Origin of the sequence: Xenorhabdus innexi (assembly GCF_002632485.1) — a bacterium.
Taxonomy (GTDB): domain Bacteria; phylum Pseudomonadota; class Gammaproteobacteria; order Enterobacterales; family Enterobacteriaceae; genus Xenorhabdus; species Xenorhabdus innexi.
The window spans coordinates 1-23263 of sequence record NZ_NIBU01000016.1 but is presented as its reverse complement, the minus strand read 5'-3'; the positions used below and the strand labels follow the sequence as shown (position 1 = coordinate 23263).

Sequence of the window (23263 nt, the reverse complement as noted above, 5' to 3'; positions counted from 1 at the left end):
ACTATGGAAAAACATCAACCAACCCTTTCACTGCGGGTTATCAACAGCGAACAACTGGAGAGCGGCCGCTCCGCCAGTTGCCAGTTTTCGGCACAGGGCGGTACGGTCGGAAGCAGTGAAAGCCACCTGTGGTCTGTTCAGGACAGTCAGGGCAATATTCACCCGTCACAATTCTCCATTCAGTGGCGTGACGGTGCATTCTGCCTGCAAGTACTGGCTGATGCTGTGCAGATCAATAATGCCACATTAACACCGCAATCCAGCCTGATCCGTTTACAGCAGGGCGATCAGATTAAAGTCGGCAAGCTGTCGATCAAGATCCACATCAGTTTTTCTGAGTCAGATCGGGTAGATCCGTCAACGGTATCCCCTGAATCGCTGGTTTCCAGTTACAGCAATCCGCTGGATGCCATGATGGAAGGCGTTTCGCTGCAAAAGTCGGCATTCGGCAAAGATGACAGCGTAGCGCCGACGGTGATGCACCGTTTCAGCGATGATCCGCTCAGGGTACTGGACAGTGAAAGTCTGACCACATTGAAACAGCAGGTTGACGCTGATGATACTGAGCAGCTTCTGCCGCCGGATCACGATCAATCTCCCCCGTTTGCTAACCCTATTTCTGATAACCGAGGCAGTGTTATGGATCAGGAGTTCCTTGATTTACCGGATATCGCGTCCGATCGGCATTATGAAGATATGGATGTTGACCATGTCGCTATTACTCCTTTGATGCGCGGGCTGGATACGCAGTTACCACTGCATGATACGCAGCAGGCTAACGACTTTTTGCAGGAAATGGGTAAAACCATGAAAGCGGCCATCGAAGGGCTGCTGGCTCTCCAGCGTGAACAGCACGGGCTGCGCGATAAGCAACTTCGCCCTATTGAAGATAACCCGCTGCGCCTGAATATGGATTACAACACCACGATGCAGGTGATGTTTTCTGAGCAGAAAAGTCCGGTTCACCTGTCAGCACCTGCTGCTGTCGCAGAGAGCCTGCATAACCTGCAACTGCATTATCAGGCCAATCGGGAAGCGATCTCTGCGGCACTGGATACCATGCTGGAAGCCTTTTCTCCTGAGCAATTGCTCCGCCGTTTCTCACATTACCGCCGCAGCAGTGACGTCAGGAACAAAGATGCCTCCTGGGCGTGGGAAATGTACACCAACTACTACCGTGAATTAGCTTCCAGCCGCCAGCAGGGGTTTGAAAAGCTCTTCCGTGAGGTGTACGAGCAGGCTTATGACCGCGCATTGCGTCAGGGCTTAGAGGACGCCAGTGATGAAACGTTCCGGTAATCAGCGCAGATGGCCAGTAGGGATTTTATTACTGTCAGTAATGTTACTGAACGGCTGTAGCAGTGCATGGAACGCAACCAAAAAAGTCGGTCAGGTCATCTGGGACCCTTCCACGCCGGTGGGAAGGCCGAGTGATCAGGCTTCCGTTGCCAATATCACGTTACTGGCTGAACCCAATATCAACCCCAATGAAAGTGGTGAACCGGCACCTGTTGAGATGAATCTGGTTTATCTCAGTGAGGATTCCCGTTTTCTGGCTGCCGACTATGACCAGCTTGAAAGTGACAAACTCGAAAAGGCGTTGGGGAAAAACTACATCGATCATCAGGATTACACCCTGCTGCCGGGGCAATACAAGCCGCTGGAAGTGATCACATTGGAAAAGAAAAACCGTTATATCGGTGTCATCGTCCACTATGCAGATGTCAATCAGTCTGAATGGAAAAAGATCATCCGGGTAAAAGACATGGGACGCCATTACAACATCTTGGTGCATGTCAGAAATAACGACGTCGAACTTAGAAAAGAGGAGGAGGAGTAATCATGCCAGGAAAGAATCGGGTGATTTGGCACGAAGGATTATTCATCAAGCCACAGCATTTCCAACAACAACAAAAACATAATGATTATCTGGCCCACAGCCTCGTCTCTGTACTGACAGCATACGGTCATGGTTTCAGCTCCATGAGCATCAATGATGATCTGCTCAAACTGGGGCGTATCGGTATTACTGAAGCCAGCGGCATTATGCCGGATGGTACGATATTCTCAGCACCCAGTCAGGATCTGCTGCCAAAACCGCTGGATATCGAAAACATCAATGACCTGAAAAGTAAAGATATCTATCTGGCATTACCCATGTCGAGTGACACCATTCGTGAAGTGGCTGATCGGGAAGCTGAAATTCAGAGCGCGGTACGCTATCGCGAGCTGCCGAGTGATATCCGTGACCTGCACACCAAAGGCGGTGACTCTTCCATCCTGAATCTTGCCCAGTTGACGCCGGTACTGATGCAAGGCTCTGAGGACATGAGTGCTTACACAGCGATCCCGTTGTGCCGGATTAAAGAAAAACAAAAAGATGGCACGATTGTGCTGGATAACGAATATATCCCGACCTGTCTGTCCATTTTCGTTGCGGATAAACTCAAACGCTTCATGGTAGAAATCGATGGTCTGCTGACCGAGCGTTCAAGAACGTTGGCGAAGCGCATCGGTTCGCCGGGCCAGCAGGGAATTGCGGATGTGGCTGAGTTTATGATGCTCCAGTTGCTAAACCGCGTTCAGCCTCTGTTTAATCATTACGCCAAACAAAGCGTCCTGCACCCGCTGCATCTGTATACCCAGCTGATCCAGACCTGTGGTGAACTGAGAACCTTTACCGATGCGAGCCGCCTGCCGGGCAATATTCTGGCCTATGATCACAATAACCTGACAGATACCTTTCAGGATGCCATGCATGCCATCCGTGATGCACTGAATGTTGTTCTGACTCCGCGCGCAACGTCGATAGCCCTGAAACAGAACGAAGGCGGAATCCGTGTTGCCACGCTGCACGATAACGACCTGCTGCGCAAAGCCGAATTTGTTCTGGCTATCAGCGCCAGCACACCGCAGGAGCAGTTGCGTCGTCAGTTCGTACAGCAGACCAAAGTCACTTCAATGGAACGTATCCGCGATCTGGTCAGTGTCCAGTTGCCGGGCGTACCACTGATTGCGCTGTCAGCAGCACCTCGTCAGTTGCCATATCACTCCGGCTATACCTATTTCCGTCTGGATCAGAAGAGTCCGGCATGGAAAGAGATCCAACAGGGTAATTCCATCGCATTCCACGTATCAGGGGATTTCCCTGACTTAGATATGCAGCTCTGGGCTATCAGGGGCGGTAAGGACTAGTTATGAGGATTAGGCATGAGTGATATCAATGTTGACAGTCCGTCACTGGAACGATCTGAAAAACAGACTGAAACGTTAGCGCCGCAACTAAGAACGTTTCAGCGCCAGTACCAGCTCCCGTTGCGTGGTGAAAGCCTCAACCCGATGATCGATGCAGCCACCCCGTTACTGGGGATGGTATTGCGTTTGCAGGACATGAGTGATCAGGCACTGCCAGAGAAGCTTTACCAACAGGTTGTTACTGACATTCGTGCTATTGAGCAGCTTCTGCAAACTAAGGGCTATGAACCCGGTGCGATTGTTTCATTCCGTTACGTGCTGTGTACCTTCATTGATGAAACCGCATTAGGGCACGGTTGGAACAGTCAGAATGGCTGGTTGAAGCAATCACTATTAGTCCACTTCCACAATGAAACATGGGGGGGCGAAAAAGTCTTTGTATTGCTTGAACGCCTGATGGGAGAGGCACAGCGCTACCAGCACCTGCTGGAGTTTATCTACCTTTGTCTCTGTCTTGGCTATCGCGGTCGTTACAAAGTCAGCACCCAGAAAAGTGATGACTTTGATCGCCTGTTCCGCCGTTTGCAGCAACAGCTTTACACACTGCGTGGCGATGCTCCGCCGACCACGCTGTATGTCAACGTCAACGAGCGTGATGCGCGTTATCGCCTGAGCCGCCGCCTGAAGGTCAAACATTTGTTTGCGATAAGCGTCGGTTTACTGATCGCACTTTATAGCTTTTATGCCATACGCCTCGGTGATCAGACCAAGGACATATTAGAGCAGCTAAGTAATTTATTGAGATAGGAAGTCGCTATGATTCAGATTGATCTGCCCACTCTTGTAAACCGTTTAAACCCGATGACCCGCCATGCACTGGAAGCGGCGGCGGCATCCTGCGTCAGCCAGCAACAGCCAGAGATTACTGTGGCACAACTGCTGCTTCAGATGATCGACACACCACTCAGTGACGTGCGTCTGATCCTCAATAAAGCTGAGATCGATAAAGATCTGCTGAAAGAACAACTCGATCAGGTGATGCCGCATCACCAGTCGATTGTACAGACTTACCCTAACTTCTCCCCGATGCTGGTGGAATGGTTGCAGGATAGCTGGTTGCTGGCTTCCACTGAAATGCAGCATACCGAATTGCGCAGCGGTGTACTGTTGATCGCATTACTGTTCAGCCCGCTGCGTTATCTGGCCCCGCAGTCTGCGCGCCTGCTGGCAGGTATTAATCGTGAGTTACTGCGTCAGAACTTTGCGGAGTGGACAAACGGCTCTGCCGAACAGCCGTTCAGTACCGACGATAAAGAAGGGCAGGGCGTACATCCGGCAAACAGTGACAGCCTGCTGGCCCGCTTTACCCAGAATATGACGGAGCAAGCGCGTCAGGGCAAACTCGATCCGGTACTGTGCCGTGATAACGAAATCGACCTGATGATCGACATTCTCTGCCGTCGTCGTAAAAACAACCCTATCGTGGTGGGTGAGGCCGGTGTCGGTAAAAGTGCGCTGATTGAAGGTCTGGCATTGCGCATCATCAACGATCGCGTACCGGAAAAACTGCGTAACAGTGAACTAATGACACTGGATCTGGGGGCATTGCAGGCAGGTGCGGCAGTTAAGGGTGAATTCGAAAAACGTTTTAAAGGGATTATGGCTGAAGTGATTCAGTCACCGAAACCGATCATTCTGTTTATCGATGAAGCTCATACGCTGATCGGCGCCGGTAATCAGGCAGGTGGTCTGGATATCTCCAACCTGCTGAAACCTGCGCTGGCGCGTGGTGAACTGAAAACCATCGCAGCGACCACATGGAGCGAGTACAAAAAATACTTTGAAAAAGATGCGGCACTGTCCCGTCGTTTCCAACTGGTCAAAGTGTCTGAACCGAGTGCAGAAGAAGCGACTGTCATCATGCGTGGTCTGCGTGCCATTTACGAGCAGGCGCACGGTGTTTTGATTGATGATGAAGCCCTGAAATCCTCTGCGGTATTGAGCGACCGTTATCTTTCCGGTCGTCAGCTACCGGATAAAGCGATTGATGTGCTGGATACCGCCTGCGCCCGCGTCGCCATTAACCTGACATCGCCACCGCGCCAGATCTCCTCACTGACAACCGAACTGCACCAGATGCAGATGGAAATCGACGTGCTGGAAAGAGAGCAGCGCATGGGGCTGAATGAACATGCCGAACGTCTGGAAGAGTTGCAAAACCAGCAGCAGGAAACTCAGGAAAAACTGACCGCTCTGGAAAGCGACTGGCAGCAGCAGCAGGAACTGGTGAAACAAATCATCGAACTGCGCAGCCAGCTTTTGTCTGATGATAAAGCTGTGTCTGATGATAAACAGTCTGACGATAAAGCGTCTGATAAAGAAGCCGTTCAAGGATCTGACATAGAGCAACCATCTGAGGATCAAGCTGCTGACAACTCAGAAGAGCATGATGCGTCTGAGCAGGAAGAAGTTGTCGCAGAACCGGTGGATGAGCAGTCTCTGATAGAAAAACTGGCTGAACTCAATGATCAGCTGGCTGAACTTCAGCGCAAACAGACACTGGTTTCGCCACACGTGGACAAAACCCAGATTGCGGGTGTTATTGCTGAATGGACGGGCGTTCCGCTGAACCGTCTGTCACAGAGCGAACTGTCAATCGTCACTGAGCTGCCTGTCCATCTGGGGCAGAGCATCAAAGGTCAGGACGTTGCTATCCAGTGCCTGCATAAACATCTGTTGACTGCCCGTGCTGACCTGCGCCGTCCGGGACGTCCTCTGGGGGCGTTCCTGCTGGTCGGGCCGAGTGGTGTCGGTAAAACCGAAACAGTACTGCAAATTGCCGAGCTGATGTTTGGTGGCCGCCAGTATCTCACCACCATCAATATGTCGGAGTTTCAGGAGAAACATACTGTTTCACGCCTGATCGGTTCTCCTCCGGGCTATGTGGGTTACGGCGAAGGTGGTGTGCTGACCGAAGCTATCCGGCAGAAACCTTATTCCGTCGTTCTGCTGGATGAAGTGGAAAAAGCGCATCCAGACGTACTGAACCTGTTCTATCAGGCCTTTGATAAAGGTGAACTGGCAGATGGTGAAGGGCGCATTATCGACTGTAAAAACGTCGTGTTCTTCCTGACGTCCAATCTGGGTTACCAGACGATTGTTGATTATGCCGAACAGCCTGAGCAGATCAACGATCAGCTTTATCCAGAACTGGCTGCCTTCTTCAAACCGGCATTATTGGCGCGTATGGAAGTGATCCCGTATCTGCCACTGGGCCACGAAACACTGAAAACCATCATTCAGGGCAAACTGGCACGGTTGGATAAACTGCTGACTCAGCGTTTCAACGCCGAAGTCACCATCAGCGATGACGTATCAGAAGAGATCCTGCTGCGTGCGACCCGTGCTGAAAATGGTGCCCGTATGCTTGAGTCGATTATTGATGGCGCGCTGCTACCGCCGGTTTCATTACTGCTGTTGCAGAAAATGGCCGCAGGAACCGCAATCAGAGCCATTCGTTTAACCGTAGCAGAGCATGAATTTCAGGCAGAGGTTGAGGAGGCAGAATAATGAAACAGCGGCTGAAAAGCGCGTTAGCGTTATTGGAAGATGACACTATTGAACAATTGGTTGACCACTTTTTGCTGGTGAGCCAGAACCCGCGTTTTGATGCCCTGTTGGTTTTCCTGCTTAACATCCATGAAAACAGGCTGGAATGCTGTAATTTGCCGGAACCGGATGAAATCAGCTCACGCCGGTTGTATGTGGATATTGATGACGTCAATAACCCGCTGATACAGGTAATGCGTAAGGGAACGCCCACAGTGTGGGATTCCCTGAATCACGGGGCGCGCATTGACGATATTCACTTCCGTACATTCATTGCTGAGTTACCGCATAACTGCGGTCTGTATGGTATTCCACTGTTTGACTGTAACGGACAGGCTTGCGGTGTTATTGCTATTTTTGCCGAAAATGTCAGCCATTTTACCAACAATGAAAACATGTTCGGCATTTATTGCCATGTTATGCAGCACCGGCTGAAAAAGTTGCAGGAACTCGAACAACTGCGTGGGCAGTTACGTCAAATCCGTCAGGTATTTCAGGTTCAGCGTCAAAAAGAAAAACAACTGGATGAACTGCTTGCTTCCCTGAGTGAATCGAAAAACCCAGGGGGGGCAGGCAGTATCTCCGTGGATTACAGTCACATCGATAATCTGCCAAAGGCCATAGAAGAATTTGAAAGTGCCGTGTTAGTTCAACGTCAGCGCCAGTTTGGCAACGATACCAGACTGATCGCGCAAAGTCTGGGAATAGCCCAGCGTACGTTGGTTTACAAACTGGCTAAATACGGGTGTAGATTATGAATATTGCTTTAATTATCAGTTCATTACTGGTGTCATTGGCAGGAAGTCCCAAACTTGCGGAGCTGGCAGAAGCGCAGGAAACCGCAGCGTCCGAATCACAGGGAGTGGTTTTACAACAGGAAGAACAGTTACAGAAAAATCCGTTCGGCAAAAAACAACTGGATGAGCTGCAAAAATGTCGCTTTGAGCGCTCCGCTCTTATCAGGCTGGCATGTTATGACCGGGAGTTCGATAACCTCAAGATCGGCACTGTGCCCGTTACTCTGGAGAATATGGGGCCTATGTGGCGACAGGCGATGGAGCAGGAGATGCAGCGGACAGACCATTCGACCGGCTTCATTACAACGCGGGGAGAAAACGGTACAACCCGGATAATTCTGACAACCCCTGCCGTTGGGGTTCCGCCTCCGCGTCCGGTGTTGATGCTGAGTTGTATTGACCGTATTACCCGTTTGCAAGTTGCTTTGCCTAAGCCTGCCGAATCGGGTGCGGTGACTATCACAACCAACAAAACCCTGTTCAAAACCGAGTGGTTCCTGCGGGAGCGTGGTTACTTATGGGAATCCAGCCGTGGTCTGCCGGGGATTGATGAAATCAAACGCTTAATGGGCAGCGAACATATGACCATCGCCCCGGAACAAGGCAGCCAGATAACTTTTAACATTTCTCAGTTGGAGCAGGCCGCGAAACCATTGCGCGAAGCCTGTCGTTGGTAATCGACATGGACATCAGAACACAATTTGACTGGTTCGGCTCTCTGCTGACCCCGCTGTCCGACGAACAGACAGGTAAGGCACTGGGAGACAACGACCCCTCATGGGAGTTTATCGATGGTGAGATGATTAAATTCGGCTCGCTGTCACACGGTTCGCTGAATGTTGAAGAGATCCAGCGACAGGCGCTGCAACTTTTCAGCGAAACCAGCAAGGACTTCCGGTTGATGGTGCATCTGTTGCGCACTCTGCAACATGCTGGCCAACCGGCTGAACTGCTTCTGGCGATGGAGCTGCTGACGGAGTACGTAAAAAATTACTGGGAAAAAGCATGGCCGAATAAACCCGTATTGAAGCGCCGCCTTGCACAACAGGTGATCAAACGCTTTGATTCTGCTCAGACCAGTTTTACTGAGAAATCCAGTAAAAGTCAGCGGGATGATGCGCAAGGGGTATTGGCTCATCTTGCACAGTGCTGGCATAGCAGTGAACCGGATCTTGCAAAAGAAATCGATCAACTGCGTACCCGTTATAACCGTCAGCCGGAAGCCGGAACAGCATCATCACAGCCCGCACCTGCCAAAGCTGCAACATCTCAGGCTGCGGCTGAATCACAATCCTCTCAGGGAGCTGATCAGGAAAATGCGGCTGTCCCGATGCCGGAAGTCGATGTGAACAGTTCCAGCGATAAGGCATGGAAACAGACTCTGATGACGGTTTCTGATCTGCTTTGTGAACGCTACCCGGAATCACCGGTCGGTTATTGTCTGCGTCGCCATGCCGTCTGGCACACCATCACCACAGCACCGATGGCGAGTGCAACAGGCAAGACACCGCTGGCACCGGCTTCAGCGGATCGCACAGCCGATTATCTGGCAAGGTTGCCGACAGCGGATAACAAACTGCTGGTGCAAATCGAGCAGAGTCTGGCGCTTGCCCCTTATTGGCTGGATGGACATGCCATTGCGGCTCAGGCAGCAGCACAACTGGGCTACAAAAATGTTGCTCAGTCTATTCGTCACGAACTGAATGTATTTTTAGAACGGCTACCCGTATTAAAAACCTTAAGTTTTTCCGACATGAGTCCGTTTATTTCCCCTGAGACTCTGGACTGGCTGGCACCTGAACCCTCTGCATCAACGGTCGGTGGTTCGGTATCTGCTGATCAGGAAGCAATCTGGCAATGTTTCCAGCAACAGGGGCTGGAAGCTGCCCTGAAAATGCTGGAAGAGCACCAGCAGCAGCTCACAGAGCCTCGGGATCAATTCTATGGTCAGTTGCTCAATGCTCAACTGCTTGAAGAGGCGGGCATGACAGCACTGGCACAACAGCATTACCGGAATTTGTTACACACGGGACAACACATGTTACTGACCCAATGGGAACCCAGCTTGCTGGCCAGTTTAGTTGACAAAACACTAACTGAAAAAACACTAGCTGAAAAAACAGGGACTGAAAAACTCCCTTCCCTTGATAAGGATACTGCTTCAAACAGGAGCGTTAACCTATGAAATGGCCTTCTTTGTCATCAATCGCCCAATTGAAATCGGTGCTACCGGCGGCGGGGAAATTTAAATCTATGCCGCGTCTGAAGGCAGCGATGACGCTTATTCTGGCTCTTATTCCCTGCCTGCTGCTGGTTGCAGTCTGGTGGTGGGGGCCAGACCTTAAGATCCGTGAGGACTATCCGCTGGAAAGCCTTGCCGCCCGCTGGCTGGCGACAGCTCTCATCATTATGGCCGTACTGGGCTGGATCGGTGTGAAAGCGTGGCGGCGTCTGCGTCAGCTTGAAAAGCTGAATCTTGATGTTGAATTGAAAGTGGTCGATCCGGTACGGATGGATATTGAATATCAGGATCGTTACCTTGATCACTGGAAATCCCAGCTACAGCGCCATCTGGATTCTTACAACTATTTATACGAACGTCCGTGGTACATGGTCATCGGCAGCCAGCAGAGCGGGAAAACCTCGCTGATAAAAGAAGGCTATAAGCTGTCTGAAATCGCTGCACCGGAATATTTGCGTCAGGATGGGGATATCTCCCTGTTACTGCGTTGCTGGCTGGGGGAAAAGGCCGTCATCATCGACCCGAAAGGCCGTTTGATTGACCAGCCTGTTCCGTTGAACAGTGACAAACCGCAGATCAACAGCCGCCTGTGGGAAGCCCTGCTGAACTGGCTGTCAGAAAACCGCCAGCGCCAGCCACTTAACGGCATCATTCTGACGGTGGATACCCTGCGTTTAATGACGGACAGCCGCGAACAGCGTGAGCGTTACGTGCGTGAAATCCATCATCGTTTGCAGGAAATTCGTCTGACCTTCCACAGCCAGTTACCCATCTATCTGGTGATGACCAAGATTGACCTGTTACATGGTTTCGAATCGATGTATCAGTCGCTGGATCGCAAACTGCGCGATCAGATTCTGGGTGTCACTTTCAGCCTCAACAACCGTGACGAAAAAGCGTGGCGCAGTGAGCTGGAACAGTTCTGGCAGCAGTGGATGAACAACCTGAACGGCGCCATGCCGGATATGATGCTGAATAGCGTTGATGCTAACCAGCGCAGCGCCCTGTTCAGTTTCACCCGCCAGATTCAGGGGCTGCACAGCTATATTGTGCAGATGCTGGAAGATATTCTGTATAACGATGAAAACCATCGTCCGATGCTGCGCGGGGTTTATCTGACTTCCGCCCATCAGGTCGGGCAGATGGATGATATGTTCACCCAGTCAGCTTCGGCACAGTATCACCTCGGCTCTCAGGCATTCCCGACCTGGCCTGCGGGAGACACGCTGCCATTCTTTACTCAGACGCTGTTCGAAGAAGTCCTGCTGGCAGAGCCGAATCTGGCGGCTGAAAACCGCATCTGGCTGAGTCGTAACCGCCGCCAGTTATATACCTTCTCTACCGTCAGCGCATTGGTCGTACTGGCGATGTGGGGCGGCTGGCATTACTTTTACCAGAAAAACTATCGTGCCGGAGAAGAAGTGCTGGCTGAGGCGAAAAAATTCCTCTCCGTACCCGCTCCGAAAGGGGATGACAGCTACGGTAGCCTTCAGTTACCGCTGCTGAACCCGATCCGTGACGCAACGCTGGCTTACGGTAACTATCATGAGAAGAAATCCTTCCTGACAGATATGGGGTTATATCAGGGTACGCTGGTCGGAAAGAAAGTGGAAAGTACCTACCTGAACCTGCTGGAGCAGAACTTCCTGCCATCCCTGATGCATGTGCTGCTGGATGACCTGAATAATGCACCTGCTGGCAGTGAGGAGAAACTCGAAATCCTGCGTGTGATGCGCATGATGGAAGATAAAAGCAAACGTAACGAAGGGCTGGTGGCACAGTATATGCGTGAGCGCTGGAGTAAAGCGTTCTACGGTCAGCGTGATGTACAGGATGCGCTGCTGAGTCACCTGAATTACGCGCTGGATCGTACCGACTGGAAGACAAAACGTGATGCAGGTGATCAGGAGGCGATTGATAGCTTTGCGCCGTTTGCGAAACCGATCCGACAGGCACAGCAGGAACTGAGCACACTCTCCGTTAAACAGCGTGTTTACCAGAACCTGCGTATTAAAGCTCAGGATTCTCTGGCAGCACCGATCAACCTGCGTGACCAGATTGGCCCGAGTTTTGACAGTGTATTTGTCGCCAGTAATGAAAAACGGTTGGTGATCCCGCAGTTCCTGACCCGCCACGGCCTGATGGATTACTTTGTCCAGCAGAGTGGCCAGTTGGTGGAACTGACCGAGATGGATAGCTGGGTACTGAACTTATCGAAGAACCGAGATCCGTACAAAGAGCCGGAATCGGCAACGCGTAAAGATAATTACAGTGAGCCGGATCGGGAGCGTATCGAACGTGAAATCACTGAACTGTATCTGGCAGATTACACCGCAACATGGCGGGCATCGATGAATAACCTCGAAATCCGTGATTTTGAGGATTTGCCACAGGCCATCAGCGCCATTGAGCAGGTGATTAGTGGCGAGCAGCCGATCAAACGGGCGTTACAAATCCTGAGTGATAACACCAATCCTCCGATGCTTGACAGTTCATTGAGTAATACGGAAAGAAAAGCGTTGCTGGACAAGAGGGATTACAAACTCCTGACTGACATCAGCCGGGGTTTTGCACAGGAAACCGGCGTGTTGATCGATCATGGTGATAAAGGCAGTACGCTGCAAAGTGTCTACCAGAAGCTGATGGCACTGCACCGTTATCTGCTGTCTATCCAGAACTCACCAACTCCGGGTAAATCCGCACTTCAGGCAGTTCAGATGCGTCTGGATAAGAACAACAGCGATGCGATTTTTGAAGTTCAGCAGATGGCGAAAAACCTGCCTGAGCCATTGGATCGCTGGGTCGGCGAGCTGGCGAATCAGGCGTGGCGTGTGGTCATGATGGAAGCCGTTCGTTCGCTGGAAGTGGAATGGCAGGATACGGTTGTCAAACAGTACAACACCTATCTGGCAGGCCGTTATCCGTTCAATCCGAATGCCAAAGAAGAAGTGCCGTTAAGCGAGTTTGAGCGTTTCTTCCGTCCAGACGGCACACTTGATGCCTTCTATAAACAGAGCCTGAAACCGTTTGTGGAACACAAACTGACGATGGGCACTGACGGTCGTACGCTTATCCGTCCTGATGTTCTGAAACAACTGGAAAATGCTAACCGCATCCGGGCTACTTTCTTCTCACCACAGAATGGTCTGGGCACGCAGTTTGCCATTGAACCAGTCAGCCTGACCGGCAACAAGCGCCGCGCTCTGCTGAACCTTGACGGACAACTGGTGGATTACACCCACGGTCGCAGCAATGTCGCACGTCTGATATGGCCGAACTCTATGCGTGCAGGTACAGAAAGTAAGCTGACGCTGATGCCGGACAGAAGCAATCAGGCACCACGCTCTATCAGCTATATGGGGCCGTGGGCACAATTGCGGCTGATTAACAGCGGCAAGCTGACCAACATCCAGTCGGGTGCTTTTGATGTGCGCTTCAGCGTGGATGGTGGCGAGATGACCTACCGCATTTACGTGGATGAATCGGACAACCCATTTGCCGGTGGGCTGTTCAGCCAGTTCAAACTACCGGACACACTCTATTAAGGCGCATATCCAATTGCTTTCGGGTTGCATGGGCTGCAAGGGAACGCAGCCAACAAAAAGACAGCCCGAAAGCCAACGGGACAACCCCTGATAGCAAAACCTCCCCCTGCCTTCGGGCAGGGTTTTTTTAAGGAGAAAAACAGATATGAGCGGACACTCTGAAAACCTCATCATCCGGGCTGGCGGCAGTCCGCTGAACCTGCCGGAATTCGCCGCTATCCGTGACGAAATCAACAAAACCAGCCATCCATCACAACCCGAAGTCAACTGGGGGCTGGTGGAATCCCTGTCATTGACGCTGTTTAAAACTAACGGTGTTGATTTACAGACCGCGATTTATTACACCTTAGCCAGAATGCAGTTAAATGGTCTGGCTGGGTTTACGGAAGGCTGCGAACTGCTGGCGGGGGTGATCGTCAGTGAATGGGATACCTTGTGGCCGTCACAGCCGCAGGTGCGTACTGATTTGCTGGAATGGTTCCATACCCGTACCGGCAGTGTCTTGCGTCAGTTGGATTTTGCCACCAGTGATTTGCGGATGATTTACCGTGCTGAACGGGCACTCCAACTCATTATTGACCAGTTACAGCAATCTGATTTGAAACGTCTGCCGAGAGTAGAGAACCTGTTATGGTTCTTCCAGAATGCGGCGAAAAAAGTGGAAAAACCCCGTCAGTCAGCGAAACCCGCACCTCAACCCGTGAAGATGCCACCGCTGGTTTACCTGTCTAAATCTGAATCTGAGCCGGAAACACCACCGCCTTCACCGCCACCACAGCCACAACCTGAAATTGCACCGGAAGAAGTCGAGCAGCGGGTCAGAGTACAGTTTCCCGAGCAGCCACCACAACGCGGGCTGACAGCATGGCAGGGCTTCGGTATTGGGGCACTGTTAGGGCTGTTGGTGCTGGTCGGAAGCTGGCTATTGCTCTATAAGCCGTTGCAACAGCAACTGAACGCTATAACAGAACAGCCTGCGGGAGCACGATTGGCATGGCTGTATCAGCCAACACTGGCAAACTACTCATCCCAGCTTGATCGTCTGGCAGAAACATCTCCACTGGCAACGTGGGATGCAGCACGGGTGCTGACCACAACCGCAGAGAAACAGTGGCCACAGTTAGCGGAACAAGTTAACGCGACCCGCAACTGGCAACAACAGATGACCATCCGTATTGACAGCGTACCGTTAAAGGGCAGTTGGTATACCACCCGCGATCAGCTCCAGCAACTGGCAGATAAAATTCTGTTGCAGGAGCGTACCCGTGGCAGCTTCACCCTCTCTTACCTCAAAACCGCCATTTATGACATTCAGCGCAGCCACAGCAGCGAAGTTCCGCTGGAAGAATTGCTGCGTCAACTGAATACCCATGCGGAAAACGGTGAAGCGGTTTCCCCCGTCCTGATGAAAGAAATTGATGACCGTTTTAACGCGCTGCTCGGCCGTTATGACCGTCTGCGTCATGTGGCTGAACAGCGTGATCGTGCCACCAAGCATACAAACATGTGAGTGGCTAATAACCAGGGAGACATACCATGTCAATTAAAAAGAGCATCGCTAAATTGCAGAAAGGACAGGCCCTTGTTCAAAAAGGGCAACAGGCTGCTCAGATGGCCAAGCAAGCCGCTGGCATGTTGGGAGGTAGTGGACAAAGTGGCGGGCATAGCAGCGGTCAGAGCCTCCCCGCAACTCAGGGGATCGCAGGCGGTCAGGGAATATCAGCGGGGCAGGGGTTAGCCAAGCAGGCTGCCAGTGGTCATAACGCAGCGGCTAAAGCCCTGCAAAAAGCCAGCCAGTTACTGGGGGGCGCTTCTCCCAGTGGCCTGCAATTTACCCTGACTGCGGGGGGGTTACCACCGCAGACTTTTGTTGTCACTGACTTCGCGCTGAATGAAAGTTTTTCCCAGCCGTTCAGCCTGAACGTCGGACTGGCGAGTGCTGACCCCGCTATCGACTTCCCGACCGTACTGGATCGCACCGCTACGCTGACCATTTTGCAGGATGGCATTGAACAACGCAGTATCACGGGGATCGTCTCCCGCTTTGAACAGGGTGATACCGGATTGCATCAGACCACTTACCAGATGAGCATCCGCCCTGACTTATGGCGCACAACGCTGCGACAGAACTCGCGCATTTTCCAGCAGCTGAACATCCAGGCGATTATCACCAACATCCTGAAAGAGCATAATATTCGTGATGTCATATTCAGCCTGCGCCATCCTCACCCTGAACGTGAATTCTGCGTTCAGTATCAGGAGAGTGACTTTAATTTCCTGCAACGCCTGACCGCCGAAGAGGGTATTTTCTACTTCTTTGAATGTGGTAATGGGCGCAATACGCTGGTCTTTGCCGATGATGCCGGTTCTGTACCACCGGGCATTGTGCTCCCCTATCAACCCGGTGGCGTCAGCACCATTGGTGAACCCGCTATCGGCAGCTTTACCTGTAGCGCACAGGTACGACCGGCTCAGGTACAACTGAAAGACTACACCTTCAAAAATCCGGCATGGCCTGCGGAATTCCGGGCAGAAATGAAGGAAGACACCTTACAGGAAATGTACTACGAGCATTACGACTATCCGGGACGTTTTAAAGACGAAACTCATGGAGAAGCCTTTACCCGCTACCGCCTTGAAGCCCTGCGCAACGATGCTGTGATGGGGCAAGGGAGCGGTAACGCCATCGCTATCCAGCCGGGTCGTTTATTCACTCTGTATAACCATCCACGCCTTGATCTTAACCAACCGTGGCAGGTCGTGGGAGCCAGCCATGCAGGCAGTCAGCCACAGGCACTGGAAACCGCCAGTGGTGATTCCGGCACAACCCTGCACAGTAACTTTCACTTCATCCGCCATAACCAGAGCTGGCGCCCGACACCATTGCCGAAGCCGGTAATTGACGGCCCGCAAATTGCCAAAGTCGTCGGCCCGGCCGGAGAAGAGATCTTCTGTGACCAATACGGACGCATCCGCCTCCAGTTTCCGTGGGACCGCTACGGCAAATCTAACGACCAAAGCTCCTGCTGGATCAGGGTGACTCAACCGTGGGCAGGACAAGGCTGGGGCATGTTGGCAATACCGCGTATCGGACAGGAAGTTGTTGTGGATTTCCTGCATGGCGACCCGGATCAGCCGATAGTCACCGGCCGCACCTACCACGCCAGTAACATCCCGCCGGGCGCTCTGCCGGGCAGCAAAACCCAGATGGCCTTCCGCTCCAAAACCCATAAAGGCGAAGGCTATAACGAACTGCTGTTTGAAGATGCAAAAGGCAGTGAGCTGCTTTCCATGCATGCGCAGAAAGATATGAATACGCTGGTGAAAGATAACCAGAGTTTGGTGGTGGAAAAGGGCAACCGGACACTCACCATCCAGACAGGGGATGAGTTTAAGACAGTAACAAAAGGCAATTTGACTGAAAACATTTGTCAGGCCCGCAGTACTGAGGCTAACGCGATACAAGTGACAGCAAAAGCGGCTCAGCTATATGAAGCAGGGGACAGCATCACATTAACTGTCGGTGAGGGCATGATTCAGATGACGAAAGAGGGTATTTCGATCTCATTTGGTGGCTCCAGCATGGTGCTGGATGGTAGTGGTGTTTTTGTCAACGGCAGCCAGATCACGCTGAACTAAACAGAAGAAAATCAAAACAGAACGTTATCGCAAACATGCCGATAACAGAGAATATCAGCCAGCGCTAATGTGCTGGCTGTATCGATAACTACATTGTGCAAAAACCAGATTGCAAATGATTAAAGAATGAAAAAGGAAAAGACCATGAGCGCACAACCTTACCAGATGAATGAAGGCACCCTGAATATTCCTGCTAACTGGCGTGACGAATCTATGCATGTCTTTGTTCTGCCGGATGACAGCGGGGTTAATCTGGTTATTAACCGTACACCGGTACCCATGGGAACGGATGCAGAAACCTTTTATGCGCAAACACTGACACAATTTGCGACCCATTTACCCGGTTATCAGGAACATCAGCGATTAGAAATGGAACTGAGTGGTGAACCCGCATGGCGTCTGGATTACCTGTGGCAAAGCCCGGAAGGGGAAATGCATCAGACTGTCGTATTGCAAATCCGGGGTAGCCAATTACTGGCCTTTAACCTCACTTCTCCACAGCCATTTAATGAAGGACAACGCAACGCTTTGCTGGACGTTATAACCAGCTTCCAAACTGCCTGACAGGAGGTCAGCAATGGGATTAATAGACGATATTGTTACGCGGTCCGCGCGGGTGGGAGCCATCCACGCGAGTCAGAGGGGACAGGGGCCGAAAGGCCCCGCTGCGGCACGCGAAGGTGATCCTATTCAACACAGTAGCTTTTGGGCGGCACTTGCTGGTGCTGTGACGGGAGCACTGATATCCGCCGCTATCTTTGGTGCAGCGGCTCTGCTGGTGGCAGGAACAGGTGGAGCTGCGGCTGTTGTGTTAACGGCAGCCTTAGGAACAGCGGGCACTATGGCTCTTGGCGACCTTATCCTCGGTGCCAGTTCGGCGGTGACGGACATGATAAACAGTTTCTGTTCACCGGATGGCATGCTGACGAGTGGTTCGCCAAATGTATTGGTTGAAGGTAAACCTGCGGCTCGTGCCACGGTTGATACTGCTGTATGCAGCAAGCACCCTTCTCCGGTTCCGCCTTTGATTGCTCAGGGCAGTGAAACCGTTTTCATTAATGGACAACCGGCTGCCCGTGTCGATGACAAGCTGGTCTGTGGCGCAGCGATCAAGGGTGGGGCGGGTACCGTATTTATTGGTTCTGGCCAACACGCCTATCTGGATGTACAGGAAGAATTTTCTCTACTGGAACGGGCGCTTCTGGTTGCAGTGGAGTACCTCGTTCCCCCTACGCGGGGCGGGTTGAAATTGGCGGGTAAATTGCTTACTCAACAGGGGCGAAAAGTAGTGACCCGGGCAGCGCTTAAAGAAGCCAAAGCGATGGCACGGGATGCGAAATCAATATTGGCCGGAGCCAAACAAGGGGCGAAAAAAGCGCAACAATGGGCGAAGAATGCGGCCAAAAATCCCAAGGCGCTAACCCAAAAAGCGATGGCTGGAGCTAAAGCGGGAGCGAAGAAAGCCGCAGGTAATGTCAAAGCCGGAACACAAAAGGTTCTGAAAGGGGCTAAGACTGGGGCAACCAATGCAGGGAAAAAGATCAAAGATAATTATAACGATCGGGTTGGTTGTGCTAAGAAAGCATTTCATGAAACAAAAGGTGCTAAGCGTTACTGGGAAGCAACCAAACGTTTCTTCAAAGGCGATCCTATTGATGTCACTACAGGGGCTTTATTTGACCAGCGCACTGATGTTGAATTAGGTCAGACTATAGCACTCACGTTTCTGCGCAGCTGGTCACCGGGAGAGAGTGGATTACTCGGTGAAAACTGGACAGACAGTTTCTCTGGTTGTGCCATTGTTATTGGTGATCGAGTAGAAATTCGTACCACAGAAGGCGCCTCGCTCTATTTTATTTTGATGGCGACAGATCTGAATAGTGTCAATCCAGAACATCCGCAATTTACCCTGAGTCGTGCTAATACTGGGTATGTATTGCATGAAAAGAATAATCCGGTTCGTCAGCATTTCAGCGTAGAGGTATCTGATAATAAAGAATGCCAAACTTGGAAATTAAGCTCATTAAGTGATCGTAATGGCAATGCAATAGATTTCCATTACAGTGAACAAAATCAATTAATTAAGGTCACGCATAGCGATGGGCCGGAATTAGTTCTGCTCTATCGTCAAGATGGGCTGCTAAAGGAAATTCGTCGCAGCGATAATGATCTTAATGAAGTCATGGCGCGTTATGATTATCACGATAATGGTTGGTTAGCAGAAGCAGACAGTACCCAACAATTTCATCTGTTCTATGAATACAATGAACAGGGGTTGATTAGTCATTGGTCTGATGGTGATCAGACGGCAGTGGATTATATTTATGATGAGCAAGGGCGTTGTACAGATAGTGTAGGAAGTGGGGGATATTATCCTGTCCACTTTGAGTATGAACCGGGTATCACCCGTTCAATGACTCCACAGGGCTATACGACAATCTGGCATTATAATGAAGAGCAACTGGTTACTCAGGTAGAAACTCCTTGTGGTCATATTACCCATTATGAATATGACGAATGGGGCAATTTGCGCCGCCAGATTTTGCCGGAAGGTCAAATAATAACGCTGGATTATCTGGCCGATACCGGATTAGTGACGGCATTTACTGATGCAACAGGTGCTACGTGGCAATATCGCTATGATGATTTGGATCGCCTGAGCAGCATGACTGATCCACTGGGCCGCACTTGGAAGCAGCAGTATGACGACAACGGTAATGCGGAATGCTTTATTGCCCCGGATGGCAGTAAAACCACACTGATTCGTAATGAATTCGGATTGGTTACTGCTGCTGAGGACGATGAAGGGCATAAACGAACATGGGAATATGACGAACATAAACGATTAACCAAACTGTTTGATGAAGAGAATCGCAGTCTAAAGTTGGGCTATGACAGCCATGACCGGATGCAGCGGCTGACCTCGGGAAGCGGGGCGCTATGGCTATGGGAATATGATCGTCACCATCGAGTGTCTTTAAGTGATCGCCCCAACAACAGTATTGAACGTTTTCGTCATGACCGTCATGGAAACCTGACAGACTGGACAGATGCTCGCGGAGTCAAATGGCATATCGAATATGGCCCATTTGATTTACCAATGGCACGTATCGATGGGGAAGGGAATCGCTGGCAGTATCGCTATGATCTCGACAGCCTGCAATTACTGGAAGTGGTCAATCCACAAGGAGAAAGCTACAGTTATATACTGGATGCCGACGGACGGGTTATCACTGAAACCGACTATGCAGGTACGCAGTGGCACTATGCATATGATGGAAACGGTAACTGCATTGAGAAACGGGATGCGTTGGGCAATATCACGCGGTATGAATACGATGCTGCCCAACGAATGACAGCGATGCATACTCCAGAAGGGACGACTACTTATCGTTACGATATTCTTGGTCGCTTATTGGAAGTTATTGCGCCAGAAAGTGCCCCTCTGACATTTGAGTACGATGACAAAGACCGTATCATCAAAGAAACTCAGACTCATGGGAAAATCGAGCGTGACTATCCAGACAACGCGACAGTAGAAAGAACACTTCGTAATATAGATGGTCAGTGCTGGCAGGTGAAAGCTGAGGCTAACAAGGTTGGTGAACTGCGGTTATTAAGCATCAATGGTGAGCATACGCTTGACCTTGAACGGGATGAAGACGGTCATGAATGGCATCGTCAGTCTGATAAAGGCTTTATCCTACGGCAAGAACACTCTCTGATGGGACAACTGACTGCCCAGCGTGCAGGACGTAATACCGAGTTTTTTGCATCACATGAAGTTGCTGATATTCCACAGCCGACATTGGCGGGATTAGATAGAGAATATCGATACGATGCGGCACTGAATCTGGTCGCGGCGAATGATGAACGGCAATGGCTGCGTTATGTCGTCAACGGTAATGGACAGGTAACATCTGTCAGTGAAGGCGAACGGTTGCGAGAGCATTATCAATATGATGCTTCTGGCTATCCAGCGCGTCGTTTTGATGGCGTCAACGAGGTCGACGGCGAGCGGTTGTACCAGAAAGGGCACCGGTTGCGCCAGCTCGGGCAACATCTGTTTGAGTATGACGATGCCGGGCGCATGACGGCGATGCAACTGTGGCAGGACGGCCACCGGCCGCAACTGACCAAGTTTAGGTGGAACAGCCAGAACCAGCTTATCGGCGTACAGACCCCGGGCGGCCAGCAGTGGGACTACCGCTACGACGCGTTCGGCCGGCGCACGGAAAAAGTGTGCGAACGGGCGGGCAGTCGCACCACCTACCTGTGGGACGGCGATGTGCCGGCGGAAATCCGCGAATACCGGCATAACCGGCTGTACAGCATCCGCCATCTGGTGTTCGACGGCTGGCAGTTGCTGGCGCAGCAGGTACAGTTTTTTAGCCTGAATCCGGAAAACCGGCAGGAGCTGATTGCGGGTGAAATCCAGACCCAGTACGCGGTGTGTGCCCCGACGGGCGAGCCACTGGCGCTGTTCGATGCCGCCGGGCACCGGGTCTGGCGTCAGCCGCCGCACAGCCTGTACGGGCTGCGTCTGGGCAGACTGGGGGAAAATGCGGAGCTGAACCCGGGCTTACAGTTCGCCGGTCAGTGGCTCGATGACGAGAGCGGGCTGGTCTACAATCGGTTTAGGTATTACTCGCCGGTTGCCAGTTGTTATCTGACGCCTGATCCGATAGGGTTGGCTGGAGGCGAGAAACCGTATGCCTATGTTGGAAACCCAGCCCAAGCGGTTGATCCCCTTGGATTGGCTGGATGTGAAGATCCGTGGAAGATCGTCGATCGGTTTAGGCGTTCAAAAAACAAGATGGAGCCTTTAGGGGATCGGATACCAGGGGCAATTGACAAAGATGGATTACACACTGTGGCCTTTTTCGAGATGAATGGTCGCCGGGTGTTTGGGGTGAACTCAGGGACTCTGTATAAAAAGGATAAGGCGCTGGGCAAGCAATGGAATGAAAAGATTGATTACCTAACTAAGGAAGAAAAAGGCACATCGGCCTTCCATGCGGAAGGACATGCCTTAATGCGGGCTCATAAAAAATTTGGGGGCGTCATGCCTAAAGAAATCACGATGTATGTTGACCGAGTGACTTGTAACCATTGTGAACGTTTTTTACCTGCTCTGATGAAAGAAATGGGCATTGAAAAACTAAAGTTATTCTCCAAAAATGGCACTTCAAGCGTATTACATGCAGCGAGATAGAGATTAATAAAATGAAAAAATTTGAAATTAAATATCCAGGTGATGTTCAAATTTATGACTCACCTTCAGTAGAGCGTCTTGAAAAAATTTTTTTATCGGAAGATAAATCTTTATGGAAATTACCAGCAGGGGGACGTATACAATATTCTTCTCCAGAAGGTGATGAGATTATCCTAATGTATATATATTGCTTTGATATTTCGAAAGTATCGATATCATATACTGTACATAAAAAAGAAGGTTATTTTGCTTTAGCCAATTCTGACTTGATTAATAAATTTATCGATGCCCATGATGAGAATCTGGTTCCATTAGGCAGTTGTGTTGCCTTAAATGAGGCCTATATTATTATCAGGGAATTCCTTGATGATCCGACCAAAAAGCCGTCACATATCCAGTGGATATCGAGTGATGATGTCGATTACCGAGACTTTTATAAACTACTGGGCATTGATGATGATGACGACGAATAAATTTATATTTGATGTGTGATATAACGAATAAGGTAAGTCAGCCTGTTTGAGTTATTGACCACCCGAATCAAAATAAGTGGCTTTCATTTATTATTGATATTGTTAAATCATCGGTCAGGCCGGAATTATTCCAGTGATATTCCGGCCTTTTAATTACTTACCCGGCCTTATAATCCCCAATCAGTTCCCGCATCCTCAGCTTAATTTCACTGATTTGCTCGCGCTGGCGCTGGTATTGCTGTTTGAGGCTGTTCGTCTCGGAACTCGCGGGGATCAGCACTAAACAGCCATCCATGATCTTCACCGTAACAGAGCCGCCAATTTCAAAGCCTGCCTGTTTAAGCCATTGGCCTTTAAGATGAATTGCGGGCGGTGCTTTATCCTTGTCATTTTGCGGGACGTATCCCACGGTGTAATAACGTTCTGTTTTAGCTGCTTTATTTTGAGCTCGGTTTTGCTTAGAATGCGCCTTAGCCATCATTCAACTCCTGTTTAGTTGCTTGTGGTTAGCGGTTGTGACAGGTTGCCGCCTGTCTCATCCGCGTTCA

Annotated in this window: 15 protein-coding genes; 14 read left to right on the top strand and 1 reads right to left on the bottom strand. The window is 50.8% G+C overall.

The features are described 5' to 3' along the window. The first annotated feature begins 3 nt into the window (after positions 1 to 3). The 14 genes from tagH (at position 4) to Xinn_RS08575 (ending at position 22715) form a co-directional block, all read left to right on the top strand. On the top strand, positions 4 to 1299 hold the full coding sequence (gene tagH, locus Xinn_RS08640) for a type VI secretion system-associated FHA domain protein TagH (protein WP_086954668.1): 1296 nt from the start codon (positions 4 to 6) through the stop codon (positions 1297 to 1299). Continuing rightward, positions 1283 to 1840 carry a type VI secretion system lipoprotein TssJ gene (tssJ, locus tag Xinn_RS08635; protein ID WP_086954667.1) on the top strand — a complete coding sequence of 186 codons (558 nt, stop codon included), beginning with the start codon at positions 1283 to 1285 and terminating at the stop codon, positions 1838 to 1840. The genes tagH and tssJ overlap by 17 nt, the downstream gene beginning before the upstream one ends. A gap of 2 nt (positions 1841 to 1842) precedes the next feature. After that, the gene (gene tssK / locus Xinn_RS08630; protein ID WP_086954666.1) at positions 1843 to 3195 is read left to right on the top strand and encodes a type VI secretion system baseplate subunit TssK; all 1353 of its coding nucleotides are present in this window, start codon (positions 1843 to 1845) and stop codon (positions 3193 to 3195) included. Positions 3196 to 3210: 15 nt separating this feature from the next. Then, positions 3211 to 4002, top strand: a complete 792-nt coding sequence (gene icmH, locus Xinn_RS08625) for a type IVB secretion system protein IcmH/DotU (protein WP_086954665.1) — start codon at positions 3211 to 3213, stop codon at positions 4000 to 4002. 9 nt (positions 4003 to 4011) lie between these two features. Further along, positions 4012 to 6765, top strand: coding sequence for a type VI secretion system ATPase TssH (tssH, locus tag Xinn_RS08620; RefSeq protein WP_086954664.1), 2754 nt, complete (start codon positions 4012 to 4014; stop codon positions 6763 to 6765). Beyond that, on the top strand, positions 6765 to 7562 hold the full coding sequence (locus Xinn_RS08615; protein WP_086954663.1) for a Fis family transcriptional regulator: 798 nt from the start codon (positions 6765 to 6767) through the stop codon (positions 7560 to 7562). Before tssH ends, Xinn_RS08615 begins: the two co-directional genes overlap by 1 nt. Continuing rightward, positions 7559 to 8278, top strand: coding sequence for a type VI secretion system-associated protein VasI (gene vasI / locus Xinn_RS08610; RefSeq protein WP_086954662.1), 720 nt, complete (start codon positions 7559 to 7561; stop codon positions 8276 to 8278). The genes Xinn_RS08615 and vasI overlap by 4 nt, the downstream gene beginning before the upstream one ends. Before the next feature lie 5 nt (positions 8279 to 8283). Next, positions 8284 to 9786: a type VI secretion system protein TssA gene (tssA, locus tag Xinn_RS08605; protein WP_086954661.1), complete on the top strand. Its 1503-nt coding sequence runs from the start codon at positions 8284 to 8286 to the stop codon at positions 9784 to 9786. Next, the gene (gene tssM / locus Xinn_RS08600; protein WP_086954660.1) at positions 9783 to 13388 is read left to right on the top strand and encodes a type VI secretion system membrane subunit TssM; all 3606 of its coding nucleotides are present in this window, start codon (positions 9783 to 9785) and stop codon (positions 13386 to 13388) included. The genes tssA and tssM overlap by 4 nt, the downstream gene beginning before the upstream one ends. A gap of 145 nt (positions 13389 to 13533) precedes the next feature. Next, positions 13534 to 14898 (top strand): VasL domain-containing protein, encoded by a 1365-nt coding sequence (locus Xinn_RS08595; protein WP_086954659.1) that lies wholly within the window; start codon positions 13534 to 13536, stop codon positions 14896 to 14898. A gap of 26 nt (positions 14899 to 14924) precedes the next feature. Continuing rightward, positions 14925 to 17027 (top strand): type VI secretion system Vgr family protein, encoded by a 2103-nt coding sequence (locus tag Xinn_RS08590; RefSeq protein ID WP_086954658.1) that lies wholly within the window; start codon positions 14925 to 14927, stop codon positions 17025 to 17027. A gap of 144 nt (positions 17028 to 17171) precedes the next feature. Next, positions 17172 to 17591: a DUF1795 domain-containing protein gene (locus Xinn_RS08585; protein WP_086954657.1), complete on the top strand. Its 420-nt coding sequence runs from the start codon at positions 17172 to 17174 to the stop codon at positions 17589 to 17591. Positions 17592 to 17604: 13 nt separating this feature from the next. Next, complete coding sequence (locus Xinn_RS08580; RefSeq protein WP_086954656.1) at positions 17605 to 22242, top strand: RHS repeat-associated core domain-containing protein; 4638 nt, start codon at positions 17605 to 17607, stop codon at positions 22240 to 22242. Positions 22243 to 22253: 11 nt separating this feature from the next. After that, entirely contained in the window at positions 22254 to 22715 is a 462-nt protein-coding gene (locus tag Xinn_RS08575) for a hypothetical protein (protein WP_086954655.1), read from the top strand. A 157-nt stretch (positions 22716 to 22872) separates the two neighbouring features. On the opposite strand, the gene Xinn_RS08570 is transcribed toward Xinn_RS08575, so the two are convergent. Beyond that, entirely contained in the window at positions 22873 to 23193 is a 321-nt protein-coding gene (locus Xinn_RS08570; protein WP_086954654.1) for a SymE family type I addiction module toxin, read from the bottom strand. Between the last annotated feature and the right edge of the window lie 70 nt (positions 23194 to 23263).